The 13,536-nt window shown below is 46.7% G+C and carries 8 protein-coding genes; 6 read left to right on the forward strand and 2 right to left on the reverse strand.

Annotation, left to right across the window (positions count from 1 at the left end):
* The first annotated feature begins 81 nt into the window (after window positions 1-81).
* From ACP3TY_RS05970 to gmtX, 5 genes are all read left to right on the forward strand, one after another.
* Window positions 82-1,344 carry a hypothetical protein gene (locus ACP3TY_RS05970; RefSeq protein ID WP_093099611.1) on the forward strand — a complete coding sequence of 421 codons (1,263 nt, stop codon included), beginning with the start codon at window positions 82-84 and terminating at the stop codon, window positions 1,342-1,344.
* A complete protein-coding gene (locus ACP3TY_RS05975; RefSeq protein WP_093099614.1) occupies window positions 1,345-1,548 on the forward strand; it encodes a hypothetical protein in 204 nt (67 codons plus the stop codon). It begins immediately after the preceding gene.
* A gap of 296 nt (window positions 1,549-1,844) precedes the next feature.
* The gene (gmtY, locus tag ACP3TY_RS05980) at window positions 1,845-3,224 is read left to right on the forward strand and encodes a gamma-mobile-trio recombinase GmtY (protein ID WP_426619474.1); all 1,380 of its coding nucleotides are present in this window, start codon (window positions 1,845-1,847) and stop codon (window positions 3,222-3,224) included.
* A gap of 55 nt (window positions 3,225-3,279) precedes the next feature.
* Window positions 3,280-6,876 carry a gamma-mobile-trio integrase GmtZ gene (gene gmtZ, locus ACP3TY_RS05985; protein WP_426619475.1) on the forward strand — a complete coding sequence of 1,199 codons (3,597 nt, stop codon included), beginning with the start codon at window positions 3,280-3,282 and terminating at the stop codon, window positions 6,874-6,876.
* Complete coding sequence (gmtX, locus tag ACP3TY_RS05990; RefSeq protein WP_426619476.1) at window positions 6,873-7,469, forward strand: gamma-mobile-trio protein GmtX; 597 nt, start codon at window positions 6,873-6,875, stop codon at window positions 7,467-7,469. The genes gmtZ and gmtX overlap by 4 nt, the downstream gene beginning before the upstream one ends.
* 156 nt (window positions 7,470-7,625) lie before the next feature.
* Here the strand turns inward: gmtX and ACP3TY_RS05995 are convergent, their stop codons facing one another.
* Window positions 7,626-9,863 carry a restriction endonuclease gene (locus tag ACP3TY_RS05995; RefSeq protein WP_426619477.1) on the reverse strand — a complete coding sequence of 746 codons (2,238 nt, stop codon included), beginning with the start codon at window positions 9,861-9,863 and terminating at the stop codon, window positions 7,626-7,628.
* Window positions 9,864-9,980: 117 nt separating this feature from the next.
* The gene (locus ACP3TY_RS06000; RefSeq protein ID WP_426619478.1) at window positions 9,981-10,592 is read right to left on the reverse strand and encodes an LA2681 family HEPN domain-containing protein; all 612 of its coding nucleotides are present in this window, start codon (window positions 10,590-10,592) and stop codon (window positions 9,981-9,983) included.
* Between the two features lie 441 nt (window positions 10,593-11,033).
* On the opposite strand from ACP3TY_RS06000, the gene ACP3TY_RS06005 reads away from it, so the two are divergent.
* Window positions 11,034-12,884 carry an NACHT domain-containing protein gene (locus ACP3TY_RS06005; RefSeq protein WP_426619479.1) on the forward strand — a complete coding sequence of 617 codons (1,851 nt, stop codon included), beginning with the start codon at window positions 11,034-11,036 and terminating at the stop codon, window positions 12,882-12,884.
* Window positions 12,885-13,536: the final 652 nt, after the last annotated feature.

Genomic DNA, 13,536 nt, shown 5'->3' on the forward strand with positions numbered 1-13,536 from the left:
CATTGGCCCAGCTTCCAACGCCGCTTGAGCAATCAGTGGGATCAACGGTGGAGTTTCGCTTAGCTGAAGGAAAGCAGCCTCTTGAACAAGTCTCCAAAAAAGCCCGCTTCCAAGCCATACCTGGCGTATCTCGACGCGAGGGCGAGCTTCGAGCACACAGTTGAAAAACTCAAAGCATGGTGGGCTCAGACCTTGTTGTGTCGTGGACTTGCTCTGTTTTCAAGCTGCGTATGGTTTTTTCTCCTGCCAATTTGCAAGTTCATGAGTTCAGGAGTGGGTTCCTTTCTCATCGCGCTTGTCACCATTGGGAGTGCAGCGACCGTCTCTGTCACAAGTACCGAGATATTCAAAGAGTATGGGGAAACAGCAGATTGGAATACGCTTTTTGCAACCCCGCATTTGTGGCCCGCTGTACTATTTTCGCTGGTGGCTGTCGCCTTTATCACCCTGAGGGAGATGGGGGTTGTTGATTCAGCCAAGAAAAAAGAGAGGGAGTTGCAGCAGCAGATCAACACCATGCCCCCCAAGAATTTTCTGACCGCCTACCGTGACGCGGTGATCGACATTCGCATGCTCTATGAATTCCAAGTGTTGGGTGATACCTCAAATGTGACTTTGGAGTCCATCGCGGCTGATATTCGCCTGGTCATGTCTAAGATGCTCATGCTAGCCCAGCAATGGGAGGGGGCGCCGAGCGATGTCTATCGAGCTAATGTCATGTTGGCTGAAGATGACAAGGCTTGGTGCAAGGAACATTTGTCCAACGAGCTCAACCAAAGTCCGTTCTTTTTGTTTGGGTCTAATCTTGACGCTCGTCTGGACGGAACTGATGGGATCTTGCACATTTCATCTAATGAGCTATCAACAGTTTTTGCCGGACAACTCGATGGGGAGCCCGACGCTGATATTGAACCCATTTGCTTTCCCTTTGTCTTGCCGAATACGAAATTGAAGGCTCATCATCCCAATATACCGGGAGCGCCGGAAGCAGTTTCTTCACTTCGCCCTCAATACATTGCAAATTGCCGTACTCATTACGATGAATGGTTGGATACGGAGTTGCGAGATGACTCGCATATTTCGCCCCATTATCAGGGAGTGATCTCAAAGTACTATGGCCGACATAAATTTGCAGTGTCGATTCTTGCAATCCCTTTATATGTAAAAAACATCGATGGGAGTAAACAGCGTTTAGGGTGCCTTAATATTTACAAGGACAAGAAAAATATTCTGATGGGGGATAGCCGGAACAACCAGTTCGTAGAGCTTCTGCTCCCGCTTTGCTCATTTTTGTCTGATATGATATCATTATACCGTGTCTATAAAGACGTGGAGGCCGCATAAATGCATGAGCCTATTGATAGAGGCGATATTATCGACCAATCGGTGGATAGCCACGCTTGTCTCCAAACCCGTGCGGTTGCGAAAATTTATAGGAGTCGTGCTTCACGTTCCGACCTTCGCGCCGCCATGATCGAAAAAAGCCGCCGCGTTGTGGAAGACGGCATTGATTCGCTCGAAGTGGTTAGTGTTAAAGAGTATCGGTAACCTAACTGTCATTCTGAAGTCGTAGACTAAGGCCACCCATGGGTGGCCTTTTTCATACGCATATGGTTGAGCGCTCGCCTCATTCATTATTTCGGGCGCCACATAGGCTAGCTAATAGGATCACACATTAGTCAGCACGCCTGCCAAAAAAAATTTACTACTTACTCAGATCTTCTCGCATTCGAGGGGTAGATTTCACTCATTCTCATCGGCTATGGTTGTGTTAGATCCGCATAATAAATACTAGGCCCTGAGTCAGATGCATAGTCAGACACAGTAGTGAGGGAGGATGGGGGGTGTCATACGCGACCAAGGTGAAGGTTCGGTATCGGAACGATGATACGGGGCGTGAAGTCCAGCTACCTGGTTTGCTGACCGAGGGTGGCGTACTAATTTCGCACCTTCGATATTTGGCGAGTGAGCTTCCCAAGAGCGAGTCTTGGCGCGAAAGGAGTGTGTTCGCGACAAAGCTGCTGATTCAATACATCGATGCAAACCAGGGTCGGTTCGAGGATAGAAGGGCTCTGCTGGCGGCCTTTGCTCAATCTCTTGAGTTTGGGACGGTCAACACCGAGACCCTGGAAGACCCGAGTGGCCTGTACTGGATGCCTAGAAAGCCTGACGACTTTCGCGCGTTGATGTTCCACCTGAACCAGTACACCGACTGGCTTGCTGAACGTCCTGAGTACCACACAAGGCGCGCGAATCCATTTCGTAACGCCTCTGGTGCGGAGGAGCGAATGAACTGGTGCGCCTACTACAACAAGGAGGCGCATGTGTTCCTGTCACACCTAAGTGACCCGGACGAGGCCAAGAGTTTGAATGAACAGGTTCGTAGTGTGCGTACTGGCCGGACGCCCAAAACCAGTGGCCGCATTACGAAACGGTTTCCCGAGAACGAAATCCATAACTTGATGGTGAACGGTTGGATCCGTCGTTGCGAAAACCCGACAGCTGCCATTCACGATTTCGTTGACTACAAGGGGCGTGCTCTCACATTGCTGATGCATTACGGGGGTGTAAGGAAGAGTGAGGCGTTCCAGCTTTATCTGTCCGACATCATCGTAGATAGAAAGCGGGGAGAGGCGGTAGTCAGGATTTATCATCCCGCATTTGGTGCGTCCCCTGACAAAAAATACAGTACTCGTCGTGAGTATTTGGCTCGTCGGTATCGTCTGAAGCCCAGAACTGAATATCCTAGATCTGAAGCGCTGCATGCAGGGTGGAAAGCGCCGCTGTTGGAAAATCCAGAAAACTATTTCCAAGTGCATTTTTCACCTGTATCGATGGCGAAAGAGTTTTTACTTACGTTTGAACTTTATCTAGCTAAACAAAGGGTCGATGCACCAACGCATGCTGATCATCCTTATGCGTTCACAAATAGCAAGGGTGAACCCGAGACGCTTAAAAACTTTTCTAGACAGCACAAAAATGCAGTGCACCGTATTGGATTGGAGCACGAAAAGTATCTGGGAACTACTGAGCATGGGCATCGACATGCTTACGGTTTTAGACTGCGAGCATATGGATTGAGCCAGTTGGAGATTCAAAAGGCGATGCACCATAAGGATCCTAGTTCGTGCTTGGTTTACTTAGAGCAAACTGATGAGGAGTTGCGGGCAAGCCTGGAACATGCTGAAAAATTAGCAAGTGATCGTTCAATAATAAAAACCTAGAATAATAAAAAACGCGATACGCAGAAAAATTGCAGCCGTGCTGATGGGGTGGATAATGTCAAAGAAAATTCATAAGTTTCTGAGCTATTCTGTGGCGTCAGAAATTGCTTCAAATATGAAGTTGGCGTCATATAAAGATTATCTGGCTAGGTACAAGGAGTATCCCGGTCTACCTAGTAATCCTGCCAGGATTTATGGCGATGAATATGTAGGGTGGGATGAATTCGTTGGCAGAAGTACGAAATATTACGAGACTTTCGAGCAAGCGCGAGATGCTGTCATCCAATTGGGCATTAAGACATGGCCTGAATACAAGGCGCGTTATAAGGAAGACTCTAAGCTCCCCGTAAGCCCACATGCTACTTACGGACAGACCTACCTTGGTTTTACTGAGTACAGCGGACAAGCAAAACCTGATCGATATGCCACTATGGCAGAAGCATCACATGCTTGCCAAAAACTACAATTCAAAAGTAGAACCGACTATAAAAATCGTTATTTTCAGGATGCTTTGCTGCCTGGCGATCCTCCATCGTATTACTCAGATGTGTGGAAGGGCTGGGTATTTTTTCTGAAAGTTGATAACACTCCGAAAACAGGCAAGGGGAAGTACGACACTTACGAAAAGTTTGTGGAGGCGGTGCGTGTTCTAGGTATTACTGGGCAGATTGAGTACAAAACTCGCTACAAAGAAGATCAAAAGTTACCGAGTCATCCATACAATGTTTATAAGAACGACTGGGTCAGCTGGCCCGAAGTTTTCGGGGTTAGTCCTTATCTGAAACGCTGTGAAAGTTGGCAGGAGGCCAAGGTTGTAGCTGCGCCTTATCGATTCGCCACAAGTACAGAATATCAGGAAGGTTGCTCGGCAGACGAGCGCTTGCCCAAATATCCTGGTACGAGATATAAGGATTTTCCCGGGTGGGTTACTTTTCTGCTGCCTGAAGATTACGACTGCTTGGCTGATGTCAAATGTGCAGTAAAAATTATCAATTTAAAGAGCAGCGTTGGTTACAGGAATGCTCGCAAAAAATTTCCGCAGTTACCTGCTCATCCCGACAGAATGTTTGCTGACGAATGGGTCGATTGGTACGACCTGTGCAATATTCCGCGTCCATACAGTTACGATGAACTTCAAGAACTCGTGATTTCGCACGGCTGTACGATTATCAAGGATTACCGGGAGCTTATGGCAAAGCTCAAAGATCCGAGGATGCCTAGTAGTCCTGAAGAGGTCTATCCTCAATGGAAAAATTGGCACGTATTTTTGGATAAGCCGGAGCCTTACACATTAGATTTCCTTCAAGGTTACGGCGTTGGGTGGATTCCGAGCATCCAGCACTTTTTGAGAACTCAAAGAGGTGGGTTGGTTAAGGAAACGAGCCTCTGCCGGTTTATCCGGCACTTCATCGAGCCTCATGATTTGGGCAGGACTCCTCGTGAGTTTCTTACGAGAAAAGCCACCGATATCAAGCCGTTTAGAGAGTTGATCGAGAGCCAGGCTAGTAGACAAGTTGGTCGGAATTTATTGTTAGCCGTAAACGCATACTTGAATGATATTTTGGCGAGCGAGCTCACGATTGAGGATGAAGACACCGGTGAGCTGGTCAGGGTAGATGGTGCGAGCAATCCACTTGCAACGCTGTCGTACAAAGGTGACGGAGCACCGGGCCCCAGTGAGTCGACGAAGCCTGCACTTGCGTTTCAGTACGTTAGCGGGATGAAGAAATGGATGGCGCCCGAAAATGCCATGACTTTTTCCGATCTAGCGTCGCTCCATCAGTTCGATGCTGACTATTTTGAGGTTGATGAAAGTCTTATTGATAGGAACGATCCGGACTGCGTGTTCAAGTCACAAGGTGACAAATTTTTGTTGTGGTACCCCGGCTATTGGATGCACGCCTATGCACTGGTTTCCATTCCGGCGCGTGGTCGTCAAATCGCTTACAACGACTCTGGTGAGGCCGATGAATACATTCCTGATCTCCAAGGCGATAAAGTTGTTTGGGTCAAGAATAAGAATCCATTGGCTCGGAGCAAAAACCAACACGGTTTTATTAAGCGTTGTGACGATGGTGGTTGGGGAATGCATTTCACCTCAAACAAGACTGGCTTTATGGGGAAGGGGTATGACGTACCTTGGATCCCGGAGGAGCTCGTCTATTGGATGATCAGGCTTCGGAAATGGCAGGAGAAATACAATCCAATTCAGCGGCCTATGCCATGGTTGGAGTGCAAGCGAACTAATCTCAATGAGACACAGCTAAAGCGAAAAGGGAAGAACTGTTTCCTGTTCAGGTCATTCAGAGAGGAGGAGCCTCCTGCGTACTCGGCGCGCCTAGCTGAACGTTTGGCGGCAGCACTGTATTTTACCCAGCCTAAAAAAATGGTTTTGGCGACTTTCGCGCACGGTGGGAGCCACAGCACGTTATCCCGCTACGACTCCAAGTACACCCCGCATAGCATGCGTGTAAGCCTTATCACTGCTTACGTTATGGAGTTTGGTCTCCCTATTGAAATCATCATGAAGCTCGCCGGCCATGCTTCGGTGATCATGAGTATTTACTACGTCAAGGTCGGTGCAGCAGTGCTGCGGCGGCGAATGGATGAGGGGGAGAAGCTGGCGCTTCGAGAGCAGGTATATGCGGCGCAAAACATGTTTGAGCAAAACAGGGCGGATGAGCTGACACACACTCTGGTGGCCAATAGCGAGCAAGCGCTGGTGGCATTGATGGCAGGGAATGTCGGTAGCACTTTGGTGCGTGATCACGGGTTGTGCCCATACGGAGCATCACGCTGCGAGGATGGGGGCGCCCAAATCGGTGCGACACAGGTCTGGAGTGCGGTACCAGCGGGATATTTGGGTATGCAAAATTGCACTCGCTGCCGTCACTTCGTAACCGGGCCGATGTTTCTTGGCGGGTTGCTTTCACTGTGGAATGAAATCTCCCTTCGCATTACTTTTCTGTCAGAACAGTATCTCGATTTTGAGAAAGAGATCAGTGACTGTGATTCGAAAATTGCGGGGTTGGATGAGCTTGAATTCGACATGGAGAAAATGGGCGGTATCTTCGACGCCAGCAGCCGCGTTCGAATCGAGCTTGAAAAGAATAAGCTGGAGTCCGAGAAGGAGCAGGTTGCTAAGAAGATGGACATGTTCTTGTGTGACATGCAATCGCTTACCAAGCAGATCAATGACTGCAAAGCGATGATTTCCGAGCAGGCTAGCGACGACGATGATCAGGTGCGACTCGTTGTTCATGACCAAAATGAGATCGTGGTTGAAGTTGAGGAGACATCTTTGTTTCAGCAGTTGAACGAAGTGTGTGTTAACGCGAGTATTTTTCAGTCAGCTTCAGCCGATTTTGCGACGCCTCGTCGTTCTCAAATGTTTGACAACATGGCGCTTCTCAACCGAATTCGGCCGTCCTTGTGCAGCCTGTCTGAAAAGGAACAGCTCGCTGTAGGAAACCAAATTTCAAAATTTTTGCTGGGCCGTTTGAAAACCTGGGAACGTGTCGATCAGGTTGTTACGGGTCAGATTCTGCTGGAAGACTTGAGTGATGAAGAAAGAATCTCGCACGCTGACTTTATTGAAGTCCTCACTGTGAAGACGCCGCAATTGTTGAACGTGCGGGAGGTGATGGCATGACGCCAGAGGAGATCATGGCTCACCTTAAGGAGAAGGCTCCGAGGCAGGAGGCAACGCTTGAGGCCATATTTGCAATTTGCCAAGAGCAGGTTGAACGGGGGAGTACTGACTTCTCATTTGCCACCATTGCTCGTTTTGGGGCCGGGAAGGGCGTCCCAAAAGTGCAAAGCATCCGTAACAAGACGGGGGAGAACTACCGGACGCTGATCAAGTGCTTCGAGGATAGCCAAGGTGCACGTAAGCGTGTGCCGAAGTCGAAGCCTGCTGACTCGTGGGTCGATGAAATTGAAGATCCGAAACTACGGCTGATGGCCAATATCACGCTCTCAAAATTGGCTGAGGCTGAACGTCTCAACCGAGAGCTGATCCCTCCTGGGATGGAGATACGAATTGATGATCGGGGCGCTAGCGGAACAGAGTACAAACTCAGTCCGGTGGAGCGTCGTGCGATTGAGCATTTGATGTCTGACGATCTTCTCACCACTTGGCGTCTCAAGGTCGGCAACAGAGGGACGGTAATCGATGAGCAAGGAAAAGTCGTGTTCAAGCCTGGGACACTGGACGCACTCACGAAGATTTTGAAATATCATTAATTAGCAAAGATCGGAGTGTGCCTTCAGTGCAGGGATGTGCCCAGAATGTGTGACTAACATGGTGGCTTCTGTAGTGGAATACTTAGCCCAATTCATCGAAGGGGAATAATGGCTTCCATTCGATGAATGTGCTGCCTGAGAGTGGCGAACCGATTGTTAGCTATCTCTCTGAAAGAGATCATCAATGCTTTCTATATCCAACTTGCTAGACGCCCGTGATGGTGAGTAGCCCGAATCATTAGATGCAAGGAAATCTTGCATTCGATCCTTTAAATCATAGGCATCGACTATTTCATCGAACATTTCTGCCGTTGGCGTTATATGCCAAGTCGCAAATTTTTCGGTAACGAGGTTTTCTAACTGTTCCTGTGAGGAATCCAAGTCATAGCCATAGCGAAACACATCTCTTTCCTCAAAATATTCACCTAGGGAGGAAAGCACATTGTCGAGTGCTGTTTCGGCAAAGGTATTGGAAAGGGTAGTTGCTTCGCTAGGCTCAAAATGGGTGATTAACTCACCAAGCAACTCGATCTCTTCGTCATTTGCGCCAACCTGCATCGCTTCTAATGCAAATGCCTCTGCATCAATAGGCGCTATGATACCTTGCTTGATGCAATCAAGGAGCAAGCGTAAGCAGTAATAATACTCTTTAGGTGCTTTGTTTTTTAAGATGACTCTGCCAGTTGCTTCAAGTGATCTTTTAGTTACGGTTTGCGATGTTTTAGCAACCCCTCCTACGCATAAACGTGCCAAATACTCAGAATCGCTCCCCCTGAATTCAAGATAAGCCTCGTGCTCAAAAAGAGTCGACAGAATTTTGTTGGTATCCTCGTGGCCAATCATTTTGTTTTGAGTCATATCGAATAGTACGGCGATTGCACTTTGACTGCGTAAACATTTGAGTATTGCTTCAAGAGTAGGCAGGTTACCGGCGTACCTATGCAGTATAAAGTCACCCAGGGATGGGTTGAAGAGTTTATAGTATACCTTGTCGCCGATTATCAGTCGCGTAAGCAGCGAATTGGAGAGATGACGAATCGCCACGTGAAAATCACGTCTACCCACATAACTAGCATGACTCGGCATTGCTATACCGTTGGCATAAGCTTCGGCTAGGTCGTGTTCAGAAATGTTGTCGCGGTTAAAGGCTGCCAATAGGACGATCAATCTCCCATAATCATCAAGCTGTGCGTCGAAGGGATGTTCCCATACCTTGGCCGGGTTTTTAAAAAGATCGCTGATGTAATTCCAGTACTGTGAAGATGGGATGTCAGTTAAGCGCTGCGGGTCAGTTATGAACTGTATGATTCGAGGGTTAAAGTTTTTGTGGCGCACTAATTGTCTATATCTATGCTCAGAATAGAAAGTATCGATGTATGCATGCTCAAGCCCTGAATGCCAGATGTGGTTGTACAGGATGTGTGCCTTATCCAAGTCGGAAAGCGAGTCCAGCTTTATTTCCAATTCATTCTTTTCGATGTTGTTTAGCTCAAAAACATCATTAAGAATGCGTCCTTGGTTAAGGATCGTGGAGCGTGACGTCAGTACAAATTTCTTTTTTGCTTTGTCACGGTTGATTCGCTTGATAAAGTTAACTATCTGGCTACCTTCATGCCCTGACAATGCTTGGAGATAGTTTCGACCTAGGAAATCATCAAAGTAGAAAAGCTGATGTTTCTCTGGTTCGTATGTTTGCTCAGCCTCGCGGACGTCTTGACTGATGCATGTGAGCTCAAATCCATTGCTGGAAAACAACAGAATGAGCTGTTCCGCAAGCGTTGTTTTGCCGATGCCCGCCTGGCCAGTGATAATAACGGTGCCGAGCTGGTTAAGCTTTTCTACCGCTGAATCGAAATTTCGGGTCTGAACGAAGATTTTCGATTTATCAATGATGTCCCTCATCATCGAATCGCTGCGCCCATGGATCGCATTGTTTAGAAGATGCGTCAGAACAGTGGAGCTACTGATCCAGAGCTTGAAATGTCGACGCTCAACCTGAGGATGTTGGGACAGCAGATCGTTCAAATCTTCTCTGCCGTATATGTCGATCGGGCAGGACGCATGGGCGCGTAAAATCCTAGTGAGCTCAGACTTGTTCGCCCTTGAGAGGGAATGAGAGAGCACCAGGATATATCGCTCTGGATTGAGCAACCCTACCTTGGGTGCTTCGGATTTACTGATGTGGGATAGAAGCTGCGGGAAGGGGGTTCCAGACCAGTGCTTTGCCTGAAGAATTCTTTCTCCACCACTGACGCTAAAATAGCGGCCATCGACGCCGCTGTCGCGACCAGGCTTGAACCGCTCGAATCTGACGTTCTCGCTAGCACCGATGAGATCCGTGCATAGCACCTCGAATTCCTTATCGTTCAGACGTGAGAAATCGTAGTCGTTCACTTGAATATCCGCTCCATGACAAGCCGGTAAGATAGCATTTTGCCGTCCCGAGTTAAGAATGCGATGGCAGAAAACGTGCGCAGCAAGTAGTCACGATCATGAAGCGAACAGCCTATTTTAGATCTGCGTGATGCTGGTTATGGAGTCTATTGCGGAGTAAGTGCCCCTCGCCAGCACTACACAATGCCAAGTAATCTGACGACGCCGGTCGTTGCTGATTAACTCCTGACTCACTGTAAAGCGCGGATTGATACCCGCGTTCCGTAAGTCGTTCTGCGAGCGGAGAATTCCATCATTGTCATCATAGTCTTCGGCCAGCTCGGCCAGCTCGGCCAAGCCGTACATCGCGTACACGCCTGCACGAATTATTACTTCTACTTTTTTGCGAGCGGAGTACCTGTTTTCTTGTCTGCGGAATCTCTCCACCGCCTTCCGGAACTTACTTTTTTGAGGGCTAATCCAAGCTCGAAAAAAGTGGTTTGCCGTTACGGCTACCTTGTCGAGTAGGCCAGGGGCTATTCGATGTGCCAGCATAAGTGCGGAGGTATAGGGGCCGTACATTGCATAATCGAGCCTGTCCGCAAACTGTCCTGTCCTCGGCCAAACGCTTGCATCACTTGCACGCCATGCCAGGTCTCGGGCTGACAGAAAATCGCTCTTCAGCAAATCAAACATGGCAAACAACGGCGGAAAATTCCGGGAAGGGTAGGAAGAGTCAACTGTTTCCATCCGGCTGTCCGGAAGTGGGAAAAGGTTTCACTCAGTCAATGGTGACGTTTCCATGCCTGAATGTGACGCTAGCGACATGCGGGCAGGTACGTCTGCTTATATGGAAAGCAGTTATTTTATGAGTGTCTGCTTCGGCCAAAAGCAGCTAGGCAAAAGTGATCAGTTGCCCCACTCACGGCGAGTTGCATCAAGTTCATCGGAAGCTATTTCACTGCGCAGGCGGCACGCTGATTATGTTTGGCCCCTAACCAACTATTGTGATGTTCGGCATAACCTCAATAAACTCTATACCCTTCATTTTTGCACCTCGTTTCACATTATACTTTTATGTCACATTTTTAAGAATGTGAAGTGTCCTGCTGGACAAAATTGGGGTAAATTAGTAATCTGCTAAAATTACAGTTTAATCCCGATTTTCCGCAAAATTAGATGGAGCTTATTTTGGAGCCAACAACTGCACTTATCAGCACTGCTGTGTCAGTAGCTAACACTTCAGGATTAACAAAAAAAATATTTGGTGATCGAATTGAAAGCGCTATTGACTATGTAAGTAATCGCTATAAATTGGGCAGATTTTCTGATTTCAAAAGCAAATATGTGGCATTTTGTTATAGTCATCTTTTAATCAAAACAATATCATCACCTCTCGCGTCCGTGCATATTGATGAGATATATGTACCTCTTGTCCTGAGGGGAGCCGGCACTGTTGAGGTTGGCGATGGTACAACCTTAGACACCGTCAATAGAATAGCCGTAATCACTGGCCTGGCTGGCCAAGGTAAATCAACGTTATTGAAGAAATTGCTATCCAACAATATCGATCGGATTGATAGACTTCCATTTCTATATGAGTTAAAAAATTATAGGGGAGGAACAATTGAAGCTGCGCTTTCGTTGAGTTTGAAAAATCACGGAATCGAGCTTTCATCAAGTGGTTTTGAGCAGATCTTAATGGATAGTAACGTTCGTCTGTATCTGGATGCTTTTGACGAGTGTCCCACCTCGTACAGGCGCGAACTGTTTATTGAAATAAATAAACTAGTAGTAAAATACAAGTGCAGCGTAACATGCACAACTCGACCAGATACTGAATTAAATGCCTTAAGCTCTGCCGACAATTACACAGTTGATTATCTCACGAATGAAAAGGTAAAAGAGATTATATCTCGTGCTTGCCAAGATGTAGGCAAGTCGGAGCTGCTTTACGCTGCGCTTGAGAAAAGCAAATTTCACAATGGTAGTGAGAGTGTATTAAGGTCTCCAATACTAGTTGTCTTGTTTTGTGTAAGTTATAACTTGGGGATGTGTATCCCTGAGTCGCTATCGCAATTTTATAAAAATATTTTCGAAACCGTTTTTCATCAGCATGATAATTTAAAGGGTTTTGTTGAAAGAGCAAGGCACTGGAACGATAACAGACAAATATACAAAAATATATTCGATTATTTTTGCTACATCTCCCAGCGTATTGGACTCAACAGCTTCGATCGAGCGCAATACATTAAGCTTGTTGGGGATTCATTAAGCTATTTAAATGAAAGCGTGGCTATTGCGGACAAAATCGCTGATGAAATAGCTGGAATTACAAATTTGATAATTATGGATGGTTATAATGAATATAAGTTTATTCATAAATCCATTCAAGAATTTTTCTCGGCAACATTCCTTTCTGGTCTTGATACAGAGAAAAAAGAAGCATTTTATAATAAATGTGCATCAAGCTTTGAATTTTACAGTATATTTTCCAATACTCTGATTTTCCTAGAAGAGATTGATCATCACTCGTACGTGAAATTTTACCTGATTCCAGCTGTTTCTCAATTTTTAGGTGTCAATGGAAAGAAGATAGAAGACACTTTCGTATTGCCTGCTGTTATATCAAATCTATTCCTTAAAAGTGTCCGATATAGTGTTGTATACAAAGCCGGCTATGACAGAAAGGCTAAAGCTCCAACAATCGAAACGTCGTTAGGCATACCCTTGATAACCCTAGAGTCAGGTTCGACGCTAGCTTATATAGTTTTCTCCAGGGCGCTTGGTTTTGCGCCTGTTATTACACCGTCAAAAAAACAATTTGATGTATTCGCGGATCGGGGAGTAAAGGTAGATAATGATACTTACGAAATTGACATGGGTATGTATGCAGAGGCAATGGATATCCCAAAAGAAAATATTACCCAGCATTTATATATGGCCATCCAAGCTGTTTTTAGAGAAAAATATAATGCAGCCATAAACGAAGTAAAAAATAGAGATGCTCAAACGAAAGAGCAAGGTTATCTGGATTTCTGAGACTTTCAATGTCATAGATATGGACGCGGCAAGGACTCACTACCGTACTTATTATGAGTGAGCGTCCCGCTGAATTTCCGTGACATGAGTGGTTCTATGGTCATAGATGGTAAGAATCCGTAGGCCTTTAAGCTTTCTACCCGCTAAGAAGATTACCTGTTAGCTCGACGAGGTGCTATTCATGGAAATGAATCAAAAGGTTCTTACTGCAAACGAAGAAATTACATCCTGAAGGTGTGTTCGGGGTTGGGGGGGGGACGCCCTGTGTGACTGGCGATCAGAAATGGACGTTCACCTTTAGGCTCGCCCCCCTGACGGACTTTTTCGAGCGAGGCTAAATGTGGATTGACAGATCCTTCCACGACCTTTTGAGTTGGATGTATTCGTTGACAGAGGTAATCGAGGGGTTGGTAGAACTAAAATATCTGGAGATTAGTGAGGGTCGAGATCGAACGGCTCTGTATGGATGGTCGCCTAAGCATGGTCACGCCTTAACGCAATTACGAGTCAATGGCTGTTTCGGCCGGTCTCTGCGCTTTACTTTACGAGGGACTGCTATGGGTAGATTGGTAGGCTTTAGGGGAAAGCAGAAGTTGGCAAAAGCGAACAGCTTCCACGCGGTTCGTTCGGATTATATCGAGGTCTCAGAAGA

The sequence above is a fragment of the Pseudomonas rustica genome, from assembly GCF_049959085.1.
Classification (GTDB): Bacteria; Pseudomonadota; Gammaproteobacteria; order Pseudomonadales; family Pseudomonadaceae; genus Aquipseudomonas; species Aquipseudomonas rustica.

What these genes read in the sequence shown, in the direction of transcription:
- ACP3TY_RS05975 (WP_093099614.1), top strand. Translation starts at nt 1,345, where the DNA reads ATGCATGAGCCTATTGATAGAGGCGATATTATCGACCAATCGGTGGAT.
- gmtZ (WP_426619475.1), top strand. Translation starts at nt 3,280, where the DNA reads ATGTCAAAGAAAATTCATAAGTTTCTGAGCTATTCTGTGGCGTCAGAA.
- gmtX (WP_426619476.1), top strand. Translation starts at nt 6,873, where the DNA reads ATGACGCCAGAGGAGATCATGGCTCACCTTAAGGAGAAGGCTCCGAGG.
- ACP3TY_RS06000 (WP_426619478.1), bottom strand. Translation starts at nt 10,592, where the DNA reads ATGGAAACAGTTGACTCTTCCTACCCTTCCCGGAATTTTCCGCCGTTG.